This window comes from Bradyrhizobium sp. Ghvi, from assembly GCF_900115265.1.
Lineage (GTDB): Bacteria > Pseudomonadota > Alphaproteobacteria > Rhizobiales > Xanthobacteraceae > Bradyrhizobium.
This window is the reverse complement of the sequence record NZ_FOVU01000001.1, coordinates 376207-394295: the sequence shown is the minus strand read 5'-3', so window position 1 is coordinate 394295 and position 18089 is coordinate 376207. Positions and strand designations below refer to the sequence as shown.

At 64.3% G+C, this 18089-nt stretch carries 19 protein-coding genes; 12 read left to right on the top strand and 7 right to left on the bottom strand.

Annotated elements, in window-relative coordinates; all coding sequences use genetic code 11:
* Nucleotides 1-52 precede the first annotated feature (52 nt).
* From BM374_RS01870 to BM374_RS01855, 4 genes are all read right to left on the bottom strand, one after another.
* Entirely contained in the window at nt 53-610 is a 558-nt protein-coding gene (locus BM374_RS01870) for an HNH endonuclease (protein ID WP_028134115.1), read from the bottom strand.
* Nucleotides 611-971: 361 nt separating this feature from the next.
* The gene (locus BM374_RS01865) at nt 972-2537 is read right to left on the bottom strand and encodes an acyl-CoA synthetase (protein ID WP_349509984.1); all 1566 of its coding nucleotides are present in this window, start codon (nt 2535-2537) and stop codon (nt 972-974) included.
* Nucleotides 2530-3714, bottom strand: a complete 1185-nt coding sequence (locus tag BM374_RS01860) for an ABC transporter substrate-binding protein (RefSeq protein WP_092288879.1) — start codon at nt 3712-3714, stop codon at nt 2530-2532. The genes BM374_RS01865 and BM374_RS01860 overlap by 8 nt, the downstream gene beginning before the upstream one ends.
* Before the next feature lie 39 nt (nt 3715-3753).
* Nucleotides 3754-4728, bottom strand: a complete 975-nt coding sequence (locus BM374_RS01855; protein ID WP_092290125.1) for an NAD(P)H-dependent flavin oxidoreductase — start codon at nt 4726-4728, stop codon at nt 3754-3756.
* 179 nt (nt 4729-4907) lie between these two features.
* On the opposite strand from BM374_RS01855, the gene BM374_RS01850 reads away from it, so the two are divergent.
* A complete protein-coding gene (locus BM374_RS01850; RefSeq protein ID WP_092288878.1) occupies nt 4908-5795 on the top strand; it encodes a LysR family transcriptional regulator in 888 nt (295 codons plus the stop codon).
* Here the strand turns inward: BM374_RS01850 and BM374_RS01845 are convergent.
* On the bottom strand, nt 5792-6445 hold the full coding sequence (locus BM374_RS01845) for a DNA-3-methyladenine glycosylase family protein (RefSeq protein ID WP_092288877.1): 654 nt from the start codon (nt 6443-6445) through the stop codon (nt 5792-5794). The two genes, BM374_RS01850 and BM374_RS01845, sit on opposite strands and share 4 nt — an antisense overlap.
* Before the next feature lie 185 nt (nt 6446-6630).
* Here BM374_RS01845 and gluQRS point away from each other — a divergent pair, with 185 nt between their 5' ends.
* The gene (gluQRS, locus tag BM374_RS01840) at nt 6631-7533 is read left to right on the top strand and encodes a tRNA glutamyl-Q(34) synthetase GluQRS (RefSeq protein ID WP_177248136.1); all 903 of its coding nucleotides are present in this window, start codon (nt 6631-6633) and stop codon (nt 7531-7533) included.
* Between the two features lie 71 nt (nt 7534-7604).
* Nucleotides 7605-8882 carry an ATP-binding protein gene (locus BM374_RS01835; protein WP_092288876.1) on the top strand — a complete coding sequence of 426 codons (1278 nt, stop codon included), beginning with the start codon at nt 7605-7607 and terminating at the stop codon, nt 8880-8882.
* On the opposite strand, the gene BM374_RS01830 is transcribed toward BM374_RS01835, so the two are convergent.
* Nucleotides 8809-9702: a YihY/virulence factor BrkB family protein gene (locus BM374_RS01830; RefSeq protein ID WP_092288875.1), complete on the bottom strand. Its 894-nt coding sequence runs from the start codon at nt 9700-9702 to the stop codon at nt 8809-8811. The genes BM374_RS01835 and BM374_RS01830 overlap by 74 nt on opposite strands.
* A 284-nt stretch (nt 9703-9986) precedes the next feature.
* Between BM374_RS01830 and BM374_RS01825 the strand changes: the two genes are divergently transcribed.
* From BM374_RS01825 to BM374_RS01800, 6 genes are all read left to right on the top strand, one after another.
* Entirely contained in the window at nt 9987-10181 is a 195-nt protein-coding gene (locus BM374_RS01825; protein WP_092288874.1) for a twin transmembrane helix small protein, read from the top strand.
* 2 nt (nt 10182-10183) lie between these two features.
* Complete coding sequence (locus BM374_RS01820) at nt 10184-10756, top strand: cob(I)yrinic acid a,c-diamide adenosyltransferase (protein ID WP_092288873.1); 573 nt, start codon at nt 10184-10186, stop codon at nt 10754-10756.
* Nucleotides 10757-10900: 144 nt separating this feature from the next.
* Nucleotides 10901-11650, top strand: coding sequence for an electron transfer flavoprotein subunit beta/FixA family protein (locus BM374_RS01815; protein ID WP_092288872.1), 750 nt, complete (start codon nt 10901-10903; stop codon nt 11648-11650).
* Nucleotides 11650-12594 carry an electron transfer flavoprotein subunit alpha/FixB family protein gene (locus BM374_RS01810; RefSeq protein ID WP_092288871.1) on the top strand — a complete coding sequence of 315 codons (945 nt, stop codon included), beginning with the start codon at nt 11650-11652 and terminating at the stop codon, nt 12592-12594. Before BM374_RS01815 ends, BM374_RS01810 begins: the two co-directional genes overlap by 1 nt.
* A gap of 210 nt (nt 12595-12804) precedes the next feature.
* Nucleotides 12805-13686, top strand: coding sequence for a 3-hydroxybutyryl-CoA dehydrogenase (locus tag BM374_RS01805; RefSeq protein WP_092290122.1), 882 nt, complete (start codon nt 12805-12807; stop codon nt 13684-13686).
* Between the two features lie 243 nt (nt 13687-13929).
* The gene (locus BM374_RS01800) at nt 13930-14124 is read left to right on the top strand and encodes a putative motility protein (protein ID WP_027562813.1); all 195 of its coding nucleotides are present in this window, start codon (nt 13930-13932) and stop codon (nt 14122-14124) included.
* 54 nt (nt 14125-14178) lie between these two features.
* On the opposite strand, the gene tlpA is transcribed toward BM374_RS01800, so the two are convergent.
* Nucleotides 14179-14844, bottom strand: coding sequence for a thiol:disulfide interchange protein TlpA (gene tlpA, locus BM374_RS01795; protein ID WP_092290120.1), 666 nt, complete (start codon nt 14842-14844; stop codon nt 14179-14181).
* A 101-nt stretch (nt 14845-14945) separates the two neighbouring features.
* Here tlpA and argH point away from each other — a divergent pair, with 101 nt between their 5' ends.
* The 3 genes from argH to lysA all read left to right on the top strand — a co-directional run bounded on the left by argH (nt 14946) and on the right by lysA (nt 18020).
* Nucleotides 14946-16343, top strand: a complete 1398-nt coding sequence (gene argH, locus BM374_RS01790; RefSeq protein ID WP_092288870.1) for an argininosuccinate lyase — start codon at nt 14946-14948, stop codon at nt 16341-16343.
* A gap of 93 nt (nt 16344-16436) precedes the next feature.
* Nucleotides 16437-16730: an LPS translocon maturation chaperone LptM gene (gene lptM, locus BM374_RS01785; protein WP_092288869.1), complete on the top strand. Its 294-nt coding sequence runs from the start codon at nt 16437-16439 to the stop codon at nt 16728-16730.
* Nucleotides 16731-16754: 24 nt separating this feature from the next.
* A complete protein-coding gene (gene lysA / locus BM374_RS01780; protein ID WP_092288868.1) occupies nt 16755-18020 on the top strand; it encodes a diaminopimelate decarboxylase in 1266 nt (421 codons plus the stop codon).
* Nucleotides 18021-18089 lie beyond the last annotated feature (69 nt).

The following is an 18089-nucleotide window of genomic DNA, read 5'->3' as shown; positions in this document are numbered from 1 at the left end:
GGTAACGAAACGATAAGGATTTGGCAGCGCCGCGGCGCCTGTCCTTACCCGGCTACGGATCCAGCTCCGTATCCCAGTAGAGATAATCCAGCCAGCTGTCGTGCAGATAGTTCGGCGGGAAGAGGCGACCATTGCGATGGAGCTGGTGCACGGTCGGCGCGAATGCGTTCTGGCGCGGAAACATTTTTGCTTGTGCGGGCGTGAGATTGCCTTTGCGCAGGTTACAGGGCGAGCACGCCGCGACCACGTTCTCCCAGGTGGTCTGGCCGCCTTTGCTGCGCGGAATGATGTGATCGAAGGTAAGATCTTCTGGCGAGCCGCAATATTGGCAGGCGAAACGATCGCGCAGGAAGACGTTGAACCGGGTGAAGGCCGGGTGGGTGGTCGGCTTGACGAAGGATTTGAGCGAGACCACGCTCGGAAGCTGCATTTGCAGCGTGGGACTGTGAACCGCCTGATCGTAGTGAGCGACGATGTTGACGCGGTCGAGGAACACCGCCTTGATCGCGTCCTGCCACGACCACAGAGACAGTGGGTAGTAACTCAGCGGCCGGAAGTCCGCATTCAGCACCAACACCGGCCAACTGCCTTGCGAGACATGTGCGTTCAAGTAACGCTCCCGGCCTCCAATATACGCTGCGAAGCAGCATGTCCTGACATACTACATGCAGCGTGACGGGATTGTGAAGCCCGTTGAGCGACTTATTCAGGCGCAAGCAATGCGGCGGCGAGGTGGCAAAGCGCTCAAATCGCCGCGATCTCGCGCGGCCGAGACGAGGCTGGCCCGGAACCACGGCGCTGGGTATCTTACTCCCGAACTCGCCTCAGCTTTTCATCAGCTTGCCGTCCGGGGGGGCACTTGTGCTCGCGGCGCGTTGCAATAGCCCCTCGGAGATGTAGGCGACCGACGCGAGTAAATCAGGCAAGTTGCGCTGCTCGGGTGGACAATGGCGCTCCGGCCCAGGGCCCGTTCAGCCAGGCTGGGCGCCGCGCGAGCCTGCGTCCGCCCAGTAGGGATCGCGCAGCTTGCGCTTGAAGATTTTGCCAGTCGGTTCGCGCGGCAGGGCGTCCATGAGCTGGATCTGTTTCGGCACCTTGAAATTGGCCAATCGGTCTCGCAGCCAGGCCTGCACCGCGCTGGCCGATAGTTGCGCACCGGTTTCGGGTTCGATGCAGGCGCACAGCCGCTCGCCATATTCGGCGTCGGGGATGCCGAATACGGCACAATCGTGCACCCCTGGCATCGCGATCAGCACATTCTCGATCTCGGCGGGGTAGATGTTGACGCCACCCGAGATCACCATATCGCGCTTGCGGTCGCACAGGAACAGATAACCGTCCGCGTCGAGATAGCCGACGTCCCCGACGCTGACGAGACCGTCGCGCCCCGCGTCGGCACGCGCCTGCGCCTTGCCGTGGTAGTCGAAATCCGGCACTGCGGTCTGGCGCATGTAGATCTCGCCGACCTCGCCAGCACCGCAGAGGCTGCCGTCCTCGCGGAAGATCTTGACGATACCGCCTTCGATGGCGCGACCGACCGTGCCGGGTTTCTGCAGTGCCTCCTCGGCGGAGTGCCACACCGGGATTCCTGTTTCCGTCGAGCCAAAATATTCGTGAACGACCGGCCCCCACCATTCGATCATGGCGCGCTTGACCTCGGGCGGGCAGGGCGCGGCGCCGTGCACGACGAAGCGCAGCGAGGCGAGATCGTAGTGTTGCCTCACCGCCTGCGGCAAGCGGAGCAGGCGCACGAACATCGTCGGCACCATGTGGATGTGCGTGACACGGTAACGCTCGATCAGCGCCAGCAGCTCCTCGGCGTCGAACCGCGGCTGGAGGATGATGGTGCAGAAGCTGCGGAACGCAAGCATGCCGTAGGAGTGCGGCGCCGAGTGGTACATCGGCCCGTTGATCAGTACGACTTGGTCCTCGCGCGGCTTGATGCCGTAGGCGATCGCGCCGACCCGTTCGGAGGCGGCTGCCTGCTCGGGCTGCATCGGCATGCGCCGCACGCCCTTGGGCATGCCGGTGGTCCCCGACGTGTAGATCATCGCCGCAGCGCGCCGGGGCGGCTCCGTGCTCTCCGGGTAGCTGTCGCGCCAGTGGTCCCAATCGGTCAGTCCCGGGGGGACCTCGACGAGCTCAGGATGAACTTCGAACGTCGCCGCAAGTTCGGGCGGCGTCGTGGCCACGAGGAGTTTGACGTCTTCGGAAATGCCGGCGCGGATCTGCGGCAGCAAATCGGCATGGCAGACGAGAATCTTTGCGCCGCTGTCGGCGAGGATGTAGCGGACCTCGTCGGCCTTGAGATGCCAGTTGATCGGCACCACCGGGCTGCCGAGCGCCGCGGAGGCTGCAACCACCTCGAACAGAGCGAAGTCGTTGCGGAGCATCATGGCGACCGGCGCACCCTCGGCAAGACCAAGATTGCGGAAGCCGCTCATCGCCCGTCTGATGCGCGCCTGGATCTCGTCATAGCCGATCCGGCGTTCGCCGCTGATGATCATGGCGCGTCCTCGTCTTTCCGCTTTACCGATCGTCGAGCACGTCGCCGAAGCCGACCCAGCTCTTGCCGTTGAAGCGGCGGAGCTGAAGCTGCTGGAACGGTAGATAGTCGTCCGGGCCTGTTGTTACGCTCATGCCCGGCAGCAGCAGCGGCAGCTTCAGATCCTTGAGCGAAGCCGCCTGCCGCATGATGTTGTCGCGGCTGACGTCGTCCTTGCTGGCTCTCAGCACTGCCATCAGCAGCGTCGCGTAATGGTAACCGGCAGCGTAGTTGGAGTTGGAGAGATCCGCATTCGGCATATATTGCTTCATGAAGGCGAAATATTCCTTCACGCCAGGATCGTCGGCCCATTGCGGGTCCATCGTGTCCTTCTGGTTGCTCGACGAGATCAGGCCGACAGCATTTTCGAGCCCGGCCGGCTCCAGGAACGAGATCGACGAGGCCGAGGTCGGTACGAAGAACAGCTCGGGCTTCCAGCCGATCTCGGCGACGCCCTTGACCAGTTGCGAGGTGAACTTGCCGAGCACGACGCCGAACAGCACGTTCGCGCCGGAGGCCTTCAGCGTCGAGAGCTGCGAGCTGATCGTCGGCGCGCTGGTCTCGTAGGTCTGCTCGGCGACGATCATGCTCGCGGCCTTGTCGCCGAGCGCGCGCTTGAATCCGGCGACATAGTCGCGGCCGAAATCGTCGTTTTGGGACAGGATTGCGATTCTGGCGTCGGGCTTGGTCCGCAGCACGTGCTTGGCATACACTACGCCTTCGGACTCGTAGGCGGCCATGCCCGGCATCGTCCAAGGATATTTGTGCGGATCGGCCCATTTCGTGGCGCCGGAGAGCACGAACAGCTGCGGCACCTTCTTGCTGTTGAGGTAGCGCTGGACGGCACTGTTGGTGGCGGTGCCGAGCGAGCCGAACATCATCAGCACCTCGTCTTGCTCGACCAGCTTACGTGTCTGTTCGATCGTCTTCGGCGGCGAATAGGAATCATCCAGCGTGATGAACTTGATCTTGCGGCCATTGATGCCGCCTTCGGCATTGACCTTCTCGAAGAACGCCTCCTGGGTTCTTCCGATCGCGCCGAAGCCGGAAGCCGGACCGCTATAGGGCAGCGTCTGGCCGATCCGAATCTCGTTGCTGCCTTCGGCATGAGCGCCCGGTGCGGCGAGCGTCAGCAGAGCCATGCCGACCAGTGCGGTTGCCAACTTCATGATGTCCTCCCGTTCTTGTCTTCTATTTCATCCGAAACGTCAGGCGCTGGCGCGCATCAGGAATTCGTCTCTGGCCTGACCGAACTCCGCCTTCATCCGCCCCACCAATTCGGCGACATCGGGCACGTCGGTGATCTGGCCGATGCCCTGGCCCGACCCCCAGATGTCGCGCCAGGCTTTGGATTTCATGTTGCCACCGGAACCGAAATTCATCTTGGTCTTGTCGGCGACGGGCAGATTGTCCGGATCAAGGCCGGCAGCGGCGATGGACGGGCCGAGATAGTTGCCATGCACGCCTGTGAACAGGTTGGTGTAGACGATGTCGTGGGCGGCGTGCTGCGTCAGCGCGGACTTGTAGGTATCGGCGGCATTGGCCTCCCTGGTCGCGATGAAGCGCGTGCCCATGTAGGCGAGATCGGCGCCGAGAGTCAGCGCCGAGGCGATGGCAAAGCCGTCGCTGATCGCGCCCGACAGCAGGATCGTGCCCTTGAACCATTGCTTGACCTCGCGCACCAGCGCGAAGGGCGAGAGCGCGCCGGCATGTCCGCCAGCCCCGGCGCAGACCAGAATCAGGCCATCGACGCCCTGTTCGGCGGCTTTGCGGGCGTGCTTGACGTTGATGACGTCGTGGAACACCAATCCGCCATAGGAATGCGCAGCCTCGACGATCTCGGCCGGCGGCCGTAGCGAGGTGATGATGATAGGCACCCGGTGCTTCACGCAGGTCTCCATGTCCTTCATCAGGCGATCATTGGAGGCATGGCAGATCTGGTTGACCGCGTAAGGCGCGACCTTCTTGCCCGGGTTGAGCGCGCGATATTCCTCGAGCTCGTTCTCGATCCGGCTCAGCCATTCGTCGAGCTTCTCGACCGGACGGGCATTGAGTGCCGGAAACGACCCGACAACGCCCGCCTTGCACTGGGCGATCACCAGCTCAGGGCCGGAGACGATGAACAGCGGCGAGCCGACCACGGGCAGCTCGAGCGAATTCCTCAAGAGAGTGGGCAATGCCATCATGTCCTCCTCGAAAACGCGGTCGCATCCGAGGGGCGGACGGCAAGGCGTTTCCTTTTTATTCGCCGCGCGGGCGGCTGCCGCCGCGCCATTCGCGATTTGCCACCATCATAAGGGCTGGACGGTACCCCCGGATCGTTCAATATTGAACGGATGACTATTCAAGTTTGAACAGGACGATGGACTGGGACCTTTGCAAAACCTTCGTCGCGGTCGCCGAAACCGGCAGCTTCACCGCCGCCGCGCGACGGCTGCGAACCAGCCATCCAACCGTCAGCCGCAAGATCGCGGCGCTTGAGGCCCAACTCGGCACCCGATTGGTGGCGCGCGCGGCCGATGGTCTGGCGCTGACGGCGGAAGGACGGACCCTTCGCGAGCACGCCGAGGCGATGGCGGCCGCGGCGGTCCGCGCCGAGACTTCGGTCGCCTCGGGAGGGCTCAAGGCGCGCGGCACCATCAAGCTGTCGGTCGGCGCGACGCTGGCCTCGCATTGGTTGATGCCGCGCCTCCCCGCCTTCCTGCAAGCACATGACCACATTCAGCTCGAGATCATCACTCATCCGTTTCCGGCGAGCGTCCGGCGGCGCGAGGCGGATGTCGTGCTGCGTCCTTTCGACAGCGGCGAAGAGAATCTGGTCGGACGCAAGATCGGCCGGCTCGGCACGGGATTTTATGCCTCGCGCAGCTACGCTGCCGGCAGGTCGTTGCCGGAACGGCGCGGCGACTGGAAGGAGCACAGCGTCATCGGTTTCGCCGACCGGGAGTCCAATGTGCAATTGGCGCGCTGGAGCGATGTGGTCACCCGGCAGGCCCGGGTGGTGATGCGCTGCTCGTCCCAGGGCGACATGCTGGCGGCGGTCCGGGCCGGAATCGGAATCTCGGCGCTATCGTGCTTTGTTGCGGAAGCCTATTCCGACCTCGTGCGCGTCGCCCCGCACAAGCTCGCCAGCGTGGCGGACTTGTGGCTGCTGGCGCATCCCGATCTCGTTGAACTGCCGGCGGTGCGCGCCGTCATCGAATTCGTCGCCGAATGTGCGCGCGCCGACCGGGTTAGGCTGCGGGGTTAAACTGATCCCGCGAGCACGCCCTCGCGTTTCTTGACCGCGCGGTAGTAGCTCCACCACAGATGTGCGGCGGCGCCCCGCAGCGGACGCCAGGGCTCGGCGAGCGGCGTCATCTGCTTTTCCGTCGGCCGCGCCTGAAGGCCAAGACCGATCTTGATGCCCTCCTGCACGGCGAGATCGCCGGCGGGCCAGGCATCACCATGGCCGAGGCAAAACAACAGATAGACATCGGCCGTCCACGGTCCGATGCCCGGTAGCGAGATCAGCGTGTGATGCGCGGCGTCGGCATCTTCTTCGGCGAGCACCTCGAGATTCAGCCGCTCGGCAATGATCTCACGCGCGAGATGTTTTAGCGTCTTGATCTTGGCCGCGGACAGCCCGAGCCGACCCAACCGGTCGGTGCGGGCGCGGCGCACCGCCTCATGGTCGAACGGATCGAACGCCGCGGACAGCCGTCCCCAGATCGCCGCTGCGCTCGCGGTCGAAAGCTGCTGCCCGCAGACGATGTGCGCGAGCCCCGCAAAGCCCGGCTCGCGCCGACGCAGCGCCGGCATGCCCGCGATCTCCAGCACGGGCTTGAGGCGCGGATCGCGCTTGACCAGCGTGTGGACCGCTTCCTCGAGGTCGGATTGGGTTTGGAGGTGGATGGTCATTGCAGTTCGGTCAACTCTCTCCGATGGCCGGGCTTGACCCGGCCATCCACGTCTTTCTAACTCCAAGGCAATATCTAGCATGAGCCTTGGTCATCGTGTTCGTCCATGACGTTGTCACGATCAGTCTGTGATCGAAGAACGTGGATGGCCGGGACGAGCCCGGCCATGAAGAGATCTATCTGATGATGCCACCCGTTTTCCGATTTGCCCCCAGCCCGAATGGCCACCTGCATCTCGGCCACGCTTATTCGGCGCTGCTGAACTTCGGCCGCGCGCGAGAGAGCGGCGGGCGCCTGTTGCTGCGAATCGAAGACATCGATGCAACGCGCTGCCGTCCGGAATATGAGACCGGGATCTACGAGGACCTCGCTTGGCTGGGGGTCAGCTGGGAATCGCCGGTGCGGCGACAGTCGGAGCATCTGGCCGACTATCGCACCGCGCTGGAAAAGCTTTCCTCGCTCGGGCTCATCTATCCCGCCTTTGAAAGTCGCGCCGAGATCGCAAGGCTTGTCTCGACGCGTGAGGCGGAGGGACCGTGGCCGCGCGATCCCGACGGTGCGCCTCTTTATCCCGGCAACGCCCGATCACTCTCCACGGACGAGCGCGAGCGTCTGATCGCGTCAGGCGCGCCTTACGCGTTGCGCCTCGACATGACAGCGGCGTGCGGGCGCGTCGCCGGCCTGACCTGGAACGAGTTGGGCGAGGGCCCGGAGGGCGAGCGCGGCACGGTCGCCGCGCGACCCGAGGCGTGGGGCGACGTCATCCTGGCCCGCAAGGAGACGCCGACCAGTTACCATCTGTCCGTGGTGGTCGATGATGCGCTCCAGTGCGTGAGCGAGATCGTGCGCGGCCAGGACCTGTTTCATGCCACTTCGGTTCATCGCCTGCTGCAAACCCTGCTTGGGCTGCCCGAGCCCGCCTATCGCCATCACCGCCTGATTCGTGACAGCGAGGGGCGGAAGCTGTCCAAATCGAGCCGGGCAACCGGTCTGCGCGAACTGCGGGCAGCCGGGGTGACGCCGGCCGGCATCTACCAGCTGGTGGGATTAGGTCAAGTTTCTCTGGGGGTTAGCCAAACACCGCCGTGACTCCAGGGGTTTCGCCGTGCCATGCTCAGCCAATAGTCCGGGGTTCGAAGAGGGTACTTCGAAGGGAATCTATGGCGGCGAAAACGCGCCCAGCACGCACCACGCGGACGTCCAGGCGGGCCCCTCGGACGGGGGGCCGACCATCCGGCAAAGTGCCCAAGCGCAGCACCAGGGCGGTCGCGCCCGACGTGGTCCAGGCCGCGCTCGCGGCCTTTGCCCATGAGGTCCGTACACCCCTCACCGGTATTCTGGCGATCAGCGACCTGCTGTCGACCTCCGATCTCGGTGAGCGGGAACGGCGCTGGGCCGACACCATCAAGGCCGGAGCCGAGCACCTGGCAAACCTCGCCACGCTGTTCGTCGATGCCGCCAAAACCGGAAAGGGCGCCAGCGGCGGCACGCTCCGGCAGGATCTGTTCGATCTGCGGGCGCTCGCCCGCAGCACCGGCGATTCGCTGGCTGGCCGCGCCGCTGCCAAGGGTCTCCAGGCCGAAATCGGGATCTCCGACAAGCTTCCGGGCCTCGTGGTCGGCGATCCCGTCCGCCTCCGCGCCGCGCTCGAGAACCTGATCGACAATGCGGTCAAATTCACCGAACAGGGTGGCGTCGCGATCTCGGCGGTGCCCTGGCGTCCCGTCAAGGGCAGGGCAGGCAGCGCTGCCAAGGCCAGGGATAAACGCCGGGTCGGTGTCGCCTTCTCGATCTCCGACAGCGGCATCGGCCTGACCATGGCCGAGATCAAGCGGCTGTTTCGTCCGTTCACGCAGGCCAATGTCACCATCGCCTCGCGCTTTGGCGGCGCCGGGCTCGGTTTGTCCTCGGTGAAGCAGCTGGCGCGCGCGATGGGGGGCGATATCACGGTTGCGCCGCGCCGTGGTGGCGGTGCCACCTTCACGTTGACGGTCACGCTCGATGCGGCGGGTCCGGCGAAGCCGCGAAAGCCCGATGGTGACGAGGCGGATGCACTGGTGGCGCTGCGCGTCCTCAGCGTCGAGGACAATCCGTTCGGCCGTGTCGTGCTCAACACGATCCTGACCGAGCTCGGACACCATGCCGAGTTCATCGGGCGCGGCGAGGATGCGGTCGGCCGGCTTGCGCAAGGCGGCTTCGACGCGGTGCTGATGGACATGGTGTTGCCGGGCATCGACGGCGTCGAAGCTATCCGGCGGATCCGCAAGATGCAGACGCCGTTGGCTCAGATCCCCATCATCGGCGTGTCCGGCCGTGGCGAGGACGAGGCGGCCTCGCGCGAGGCCGGCGCCGACGCCTTCCTGCTCAAGCCTGTGTCCCCGCGGGCTTTAGCGACTGCGCTGCTTGAAGCGACACACCGTGAGGAAGCCGTGACTTGATGATCGCAGCGTTGAGCTCGCCGCCGTAGACGAAGATCGCAGCGATGAAATACAGAAACACCAGCGCGATGATCACCGAGGCAAGCCCGGCATACATCGTGACGTAATTGTTGGCGAAGCGCGCCAGATACTGGCCGAACACGACGCCTGAGATCAGCGACGCCACGATGGTGAAGACGATACCGGGCAGGATCTGGAAAAAGCTGCGCCGTCCCGCCGGGAGCCACGTGTGGAGGATGATCAGCGCTACCACCAGCGCACTGATGGTGATGCCGTAGCGCAGCCAGGTCAGGATGCTTTCGTTGGACTCTACGAATAGCGGGATATGGCGTCGCGCCGCCTCGATCAGGAGCGGACCGAGCACGATCAGGAACGCCATGGCGAGCGCGGTGAAAGCTGCAATCAGTGTGTAGGCGATCGATTCCAGCCGCAGCCAATACCAGCGCCGCATCTCCACCACCGCATAGGCGCGGTTGAGAGCGACCCGCAGCGCCTCGACGCCGTTCGAGGCGAAGTAGACCGACAGCACTGCGCCGATCGTCAGCACGCCGGAGCGGGTGGTGGTCAGCACGTCGTGGACTTCGCCCGAGATCGAATCGGCAACCTGCTTGGGCCAGACCTGAAGCATCAGGCTGGCGGCCTGGTCGGCGAGCTCCTTGGAGCCGAAGAAGCCGGCCAGCGACGTCAGCACGATCAGGAACGGGAATAGCGCCATCAGCGTCGACAGCGCGATATGGCTCGCGATCGCCCAGCCGTCGTCGGCCAGGAACGTGTAGAAGGCGTCCTCCACGACGCAGTAGATGGTGCGAACGGCTTTCACGGCTTGCTCCGTACTGTTCCCTCGTTCCGAAGGCAGGGAGCGGCGAAAAAGGCCGACGATGGAGGCAGATCGGAAATCATGTCGGCAGCTTCTGACATTCTCGGCTCAAAAGCCAGATCGCGAAGCGTCCCGCCGTCATTGCCGGGCGCGCGCAGCGCGAGCCCGGAATCCATTGGGCCGCAACGCAATTGGAGGAATGGATTCCGGGCTCGATGCCTCGCATGGCCCCGGAATGACGAACCGGAGAGATGGCGCGGCGCCGTACACGGTGTTATCACCCTCCAATGGCATCTCTCCTTGGTACTTTCATCCTGCCGATTGCCGTCGCCGCCGTGGCGGTGGTGCTGCTGCTCGGCCTCGTCAACATGATGCGCGGTGGCTCGCCCAACACCTCGCAGAGATTGATGCGCTGGCGCGTGCTGCTGCAATTCGTGGCGATTGTTATCGCCATGGTCGCGGTCTGGGCAATGGGACGCTGAACATGGTCGTGCTCAATCGTATCTATACGAAGACCGGTGACGACGGCACGACAGCGCTCGGAACCGGCGAGCGCCGTCCCAAATACAATCTGCGCATCGCCGCCTATGGCACTGTTGACGAGACCAATGCCGCGATCGGTGTGGTCCGCCTTCACACCAGGGATGCGCCGGAGCTCGATGCGATGCTCGGCCGCATCCAGAACGATTTGTTCGATCTCGGTGCCGATCTCGCGGTGCCCGAACGGGAAGGCAAGGCGGAACGACTGCGGGTGGTGGCGAGTCAGGTCGAGCGGCTAGAGCACGACATCGACGCGCTCAATGACAAGCTCGCGCCGCTCACCTCCTTCGTCCTCCCGGGAGGGACGCCGGCTGCCGCCTACCTCCATGTCGCCCGCACGATATGCCGCAGGGCGGAACGCGTGATGGTGGAACTGGCTGCCCGGCCCGGCGAGCCCGTGGGGGCCGTTGGCATCCAATATATGAATCGCCTTTCGGACTTCCTGTTCGTGGCCAGCCGCGCTGCTAACCTTAATGGTGCCGACGACGTGCTCTGGGTTCCGGGCCAGAACCGCTGACCCCAAGGGGTCGCTGACCCCATTGAGATCAGCACTTCAGGGGCCTAAAAATAGGCCCCGTCGCGCGTTGACCGGGCCGGATCAGGCCTTTAGGTTCCGCGCCAGTTGAATAGCCCCCCTCCCAAATTGAGTGAAAGAGGATCGATGAAGGTCTTAGTGCCGGTAAAGCGGGTGGTCGATTACAACGTCAAGGTCCGCGTCAAGGGCGATGGATCGGGCGTTGAACTCGCCAACGTCAAGATGTCGATGAACCCGTTCGACGAAATCGCGGTCGAGGAAGCGCTGCGCCTGAAGGAAGCCGGCAAGGCGACCGAAGTCGTGGTGGTCTCCATTGGACCTGCGCAGGCATCGGAGACGATCCGCACCGGTCTTGCCATGGGCGCCGATCGCGGCATCCTGGTGAAGGCCGAGGGCATCGTCGAGCCGCTCGCGGTCGCCAAGATCCTGAAGAAGGTTGCGGAAGAAGAGCAGCCCGGTCTGATCATTCTCGGCAAGCAGGCGATCGACGACGATTCGAACCAGACCGGCCAGATGCTGGCGGCGCTGCTCGGCTGGTCGCAGGCGACCTTTGCCTCGAAGCTCGAGGTCGAAGGAAGCGACTTCAAGGTCACGCGCGAAGTCGACGGTGGCCTGCAGACCGTGAAGCTGAAGGGACCGGCGATCGTCACCACCGATCTTCGTCTCAACGAGCCGCGCTATGCCTCGCTGCCGAACATCATGAAGGCCAAGAAGAAGCCGATTGCGGACAAGACCGTTGCCGATTACGGCGTCGATGTCACCGCGCGCCTCGAGGTTCTCAAGACGACCGAACCGGCGGGCCGCAAGGCGGGCGTCAAGGTCAAGGACGTCGCCGAGCTGGTCTCGAAACTCAAGAACGAAGCCGGGGTGCTCTGATGACGACGCTTCTGATTGCCGAACACGACAACGCCTCGCTCAAGGATGCGACCAACAAGGCCCTGACCGCGGCCGCTGCGCTCGGCGCGGACGTCGAGGTCCTGGTCGCCGGCCAGAACGCCAAGGCCGCGGCGGATGCCGCTGCCAAGCTCGCTGGCGTCAAGAAGGTGCTGCTCGCCGACGGCGAGACCTATGCGCACGACCTCGCCGAGCCGCTGGCCGCGCTGATCGTCTCGCTGGCTCCGTCCTATGACGCCATCGTCGCGCCTGCGACCTCGCGCTTCAAGAACGTGATGCCGCGCGTGGCCGCCCTGCTCGACGTCATGCAGGTTTCGGAGATCATCAAGGTCGTCGCGCCCGACACCTATGAGCGTCCGATCTATGCCGGCAACGCCATCCAGACGGTGAAGTCGAAGGACGCCAAGAAGGTCATCACGGTTCGCACCTCGACCTTCGCCGCTGCTGGCGAGGGTGGCAGCGCGCCGGTCGAGACCGTTGCGGCGACCGCCGATCCGGGCCTGTCGACCTTCGTCGGCGAGGAAGTCGCCAAGAGCGACCGTCCCGAGCTGACCTCGGCCAAGATCATCGTCTCCGGTGGCCGTGCCATGCAGAGCCGCGAGAACTTCGCCAAGTACATCGAGCCGCTCGCCGATAAGCTCGGCGCCGGCGTTGGTGCCTCGCGGGCGGCGGTCGACGCCGGCTATGCGCCGAACGACTGGCAGGTCGGCCAGACCGGCAAGGTGGTGGCCCCCGAGCTCTATGTCGCCGTGGGGATTTCCGGCGCTATCCAGCATCTGGCCGGCATGAAGGACTCCAAGGTGATCGTCGCGATCAACAAGGACGAGGACGCGCCGATCTTCCAGGTCGCCGATTACGGGCTGGTCGCTGACCTCTACCAGGCGGTTCCGGAGCTGACCGCCGAACTCGGCAAGCTCGGCAAGTAAAAGCCGTTCAAAACACCGGCCGGAGGTATAAACTCCGGCCGGTGTTTCATTTATGAGGCGTTTTCTTTGGCGTGGGGCGCGCCCGGGAGGCGATCCAATCTAGGTTTCGAGCCAGGATTCTGATCTAATCGGGTTTCGGGTTAAATCGGTCCTCCCGGCTCAGGGGATGTGGCAGGGCGCGATATGCGCGCCGTTCCGGTGGATGACATTATGGCGGCAGTAATCAAGAAGATCGGCGTAATCGGCGCGGGTCAAATGGGCAATGGCATCGCGCATGTAGCGGCCCTGGCCGGGTTCGACGTGGTGCTCAACGACATCTCGGCCGACCGCCTCAAGTCGGGCATGGCCACCATCAACGGCAATCTGGCGCGTCAGGTCTCCAAGAAGGCCGTCACCGAGGACGACAAGGCCAAGGCGGTTGCGCGGATCAAGCTCGCCGAGAAGCTGGATGACCTCGCCGATTGCGATCTCGTGATCGAGACGGCGGTCGAGAAGGAAGAGGTCAAGCGCAAGATCTTCCACGAGCTCTGCGCGATCTTGAAACCGGAGGCGATCGTCGCCTCCGACACGTCCTCGATCTCGATCACCCGTCTTGCCGCCGCCACCGACCGGCCCGAGCGCTTTATCGGTATTCACTTCATGAATCCGGTGCCGCTGATGGAGCTGGTGGAACTGATCCGCGGCATCGCCACCGACGATTCCACCTTCGAGGCCTCCAAGGAATTCGTCGCCAAGCTCGGCAAGCAGGTGGCGGTCTCCGAGGATTTCCCGGCCTTCATCGTCAATCGCATCCTGCTGCCGATGATCAACGAAGCGATCTATACGCTGTACGAAGGCGTCGGCAATGTCGAGGCGATCGATGCGGCGATGAAGCTCGGTGCGCACCACCCGATGGGCCCGCTGGAGCTGGCCGATTTCATCGGCCTTGATACGTGCCTGTCGATCATGCAGGTGCTGCATGAGGGTCTGGCCGACTCCAAGTACCGGCCGTGCCCGCTATTGGTGAAATACGTCGAGGCCGGCTGGCTCGGCCGCAAGACCCAGCGCGGCTTCTACGACTACCGCGGCGCCAAGCCGGTCCCGACGAGATAAAGCGGTCTCGCGCCCCGGACGCTGCGCAGCGCGTCAGCGATGCGCTGCAGAGCCGGGGTCCAGAAGCCGCGAGCGCGCTGGGGCATGTGTCCCGGCTCTGCGGTGCGTCAGTGTAGTGCGTCGAAGACGCACGTGAACGCGCTTATGGTGCCGCGCCGCGTCCGGGACATGGACAGCTTCGTGACAATTCATGTCCCGTTAACCCCTCGCGCCTAGGCTGCAGCCGGTACGAGGGTTCGCGTAATGGACATGATGGCGATGGTCAGCACCATGCTGGCCGCCCAGCAAGGCGCGCTGCAATCGAATATCGCGGCGACGCTGACGAAGCAGAACATGGATATGGAGAAATCCACCGTCCTGACGCTGCTGGGCGCCGGCCAGCCTTCCCTTGCCAATGTCGGCCCCGGTGTCGGCGGCAACCTGAACGTCACCGCCTAGCGCATGATCCGGAAAAGTGGGCACCGGTTTTCCGACCTGCGCCAATAAACAGACCTAAAGCGACGCAGCAGCCGGCCCGAGCGCGGCCCGGATCAGCCTAAGCGCGTCGTCGCTCGCCCATTCCGCCGGTCCCGCGATGGTCGCAATCTCGCATCCTTGCGGGTCAACCAGCATTGAGGTCGGCATGCCCAAGGCGCGCCCTATTGCCTTAAGATCCTGGAAAACCTTGGCTTTCTGGTCGTTGAAGTAGCTGAGCCTGGTTAGATCGGCGTCTTTCAGGAAGGCTTTGGGCTTCTCGGGGTCGCGGGTGTCGATATTGATCGCCACCACCTCGAAATTAGGTCCGGCCAGCTTGGCCTGGAGTTGGTCCAGCGCCGGCATTTCTTTTCGACACGGCACGCACCAGGTGGCCCAGAGGTTCACCAGCAGCGTCTTGCCGCGGAAATCGGACAGTTTTTTCGGCTTGCCCTCGGCATCCTCAAAAGTGAGATCGGGCAGCTTCAGTGGCGCGCTCGCCATGGTCAGCGCCGCCACCTCGCCATGGGCGAGCGGGGCAATCTTTTGCGCCGTCGCGACCGCCGGTTTGCAGGTCGGATCGCCAGATGGGGCCCGGCTCAGGCCCAGCCCGTACAGCGCGGCGAAGCCGGCCAGGCCGCCAACCACCACTGTGGCGATGACGATCGGGATCCGGCGCGTGGCGGAGGGTTTGGGGTCGAGCATATCGTTTGTCATCCGGTCGCAGATATGGCTATCAGGGGCCTCTTAATACGGCTGGCCTTCGCCAGCAAACGTGCGGCAAATCAAGGCGCGAGCAGGGGATCATGAGCAACAAGATGTGGGGCGGCCGGTTCTCGGAACGTCCCGATGAGATCATGGAAGAGATCAACGTCTCCATCGACGTCGATCGTCACCTCTTTGCCCAGGACATTGCCGCGTCCAAGGCCCACGCCGCGATGCTGGCCAGTCAGGGCATCATCACGGCCTCTGATGCGAAAAATATCGGCAAGGGTCTAGACACGATTTTGTCAGAGATCGGCAAGGGCGGCTTCGAGTTCAAGCGCGCGCTCGAGGACATTCATATGAATGTCGAGAGCCGCCTGTCGGAGCTGATCGGGCCCGCCGCCGGCCGTCTGCACACCGCCCGCTCCCGCAACGACCAGGTCGCGACCGATTTCCGTCTCTACGTCCGCGACATCGTCGACGAGACCGATGCCGCGCTTGCCGCGTTCCAGCAGGCGCTGGTGGAACGCGCGCTGGAACATGCCGGCACGGTGATGCCCGGCTTTACCCATCTGCAGACCGCGCAGCCCGTCACGTTCGGCCACCATCTGCTCGCCTATGTCGAAATGGCCGCACGCGACCGCGGCCGTTTCCAGGATGCCCGCAAGCGGCTCAACGAATCCCCGCTGGGTGCCGCCGCGCTCGCCGGCACCTCGTTCCCGATCGACCGTCACGCCACCGCGAAGGCTTTGGGTTTCGACCGGCCGATGGCGAATTCGCTCGATGCGGTCTCCGATCGCGACTTCGTGCTGGAGACCTTGTCGGCCGCCTCAATCTGCGCCGTGCACATGTCGCGCTTTGCCGAGGAGATCGTGATCTGGACCTCGCCGCTGGTCGGCCTCGTCAGGCTCAGCGACAAGTTCACCACGGGCTCCTCGATCATGCCGCAGAAGCGCAATCCCGACGCGGCCGAGCTGGTACGTGCCAAGACCGGCCGCGTCATCGGCGCGCTCAACGGTCTCCTGATCGTGATGAAGGGCCTGCCGCTCGCCTATCAAAAGGACATGCAGGAGGACAAGCAGGGCGCCATGGAGGGCTTTGCCGCGCTGTCGCTGGCGATCCGCGCCATGACCGGCATGGTCCGCGACCTCGTTCCCGACGAGGCCAAGATGAAGCTTGCGGCCGGCGAGGGCTATGCCACCGCGACCGATCTCGCCGACTGGCTGGTGCGGAAGCTGAAAATGCCGTTCCGCGAGGCCCACCACGTCACCGGCCGCATCGTCGCCAAGGCCGCCGACGGCGGCGTGGCGCTGCACGAGCTGCCGCTGCAGGCGATGCAGGCGATCGAGCCCAGGATCACCAAGGACGTGCTCGGCGTGCTCTCCGTCGAATCGTCGGTGAAGAGCCGCACCAGCTTCGGCGGCACCGCGCCGAAGAACGTGACGTCGCAGGCCAAGGCCTGGGCGAAGCGGCTGGAAAAAGAGCGAAAATTGGGCTGAACGCAAAATTTCGCTTATGTTTCATGGTCATCCGGCTCTCGCCAGGGCGCGCCAATCTCTGTATGGTGCGCCCCGCGTAGTGGGGATTTCGTCGTGACGTCAAAGTTTCGCCCGGCCGGGTCGGGGTGGGCCATCATTGTCTTGAGCGTGAGCGCGCTTGCGCTCGCCGGCTGCGGTCGCAAGGGTCCGCTGGATCTGCCGCCGGGCGCCTCCGCAGCGTCCACGGCCAATATTGCAGCTCCTGGTGACACCGAGACTGAAGCCCAGAAGACGCCGAGCGTGTTCAATCCGACCTATGGCGCGGATGCTGCGCCGGCGGCGACCAGGGGCCAGAAGAAATCGTTTATCCTCGACCCGCTCCTGGACGAACCTTCCGGCAAAAGATGAGCCGGGATTAGCTGAGCCAACGCCATGAACCATTTCGACTATCGCAACGGCGTGCTGCACGCCGAGGCGGTGAACCTGTCCGAGCTGGCCGCGACGGTCGGCACCCCGTTCTATTGCTATTCGACCGCGACGCTCGAGCGGCACTACCGCGTCTTCACCGAGGCCTTTGCCGGCGAAAAGGTGCTGGTCTGCTACGCCATGAAGGCGAACTCCAACCAGTCGGTGCTGCGCACGCTGGCCAAGTTGGGAGCCGGCGCCGACGTCGTCTCGGGCGGCGAGCTGAAACGGGCGCTCGCGGCCGGCATCCCCAGCAGCAAGATCGTGTTCTCCGGCGTCGGCAAGACGGAAGAAGAGCTGCGCGCTGCGCTCGCCGCCGACATCCTCTGTCTCAACGTGGAGTCCGAACCTGAGCTCGAGTTGCTGTCGCGCCTTGCGAGCGAGATGGGCAAGACCGCGCGCATCTCCATCCGCGTCAATCCCGACGTCGATGCCGGCACCCACGCCAAGATTTCCACCGGCAAGTCCGAGAACAAATTCGGCATCCCGATCGTGCACGCCCGCGAGGTCTATGCCCGTGCCGCGAAACTGCCGGGAATCGAGGTGACCGGTACCGACGTTCACATCGGCAGCCAGATCACCGATCTCTCCAAGATGGAGACGGCGTTCCGCATTCTCTCCGAATTCGTGCAGACCTTGCGCAGCGACGGCCACACCATCAGTCATGTCGATTTCGGCGGCGGGCTCGGGATTCCCTATTACATGGACCGCGAGGCGCCGCCCGCGCCCGACGCGTATGCCGGCATGGTCAAGCGCGTCAGCCACAATCTCGGCTGCACGCTGATGTTCGAACCGGGCCGCATGATCGTCGGCAATGCCGGCATCCTCGTCGCCAAGGTGATCTATGTGAAGCACGGCGACGGCAAGAACTTCGTCATCATCGACGCCGCCATGAACGATTTGATCCGCCCGACGCTGTACGAGGCACATCACGATATCCTGCCGGTGATAGAGCCGGAGAAGGGCGCGGCCACGATCGTGGCCGACGTCGTCGGGCCGGTCTGCGAGACCGGCGACTACCTCGCCTTGGATCGCACGCTGCCGACGCCGAAGCCGGGCGATCTCATCGCCGTCATGACATCGGGGGCCTATGGCGCCGTGCAGGCCGGCACCTACAACACGCGACCGCTGGTGCCTGAGGTGCTGGTGAAGGGCGATCAATACGCCGTGGTGCGTCCGCGTATCGAGGTCGAGCAGCTGATCGCGATGGATACACCTGCGCCGTGGCTGTGAGGCGTAGTGGCGTTTCGACAAATTCGGTGTCGTCCCCGCGAAGGCGGGGACCCATAACCACAGGAAGAG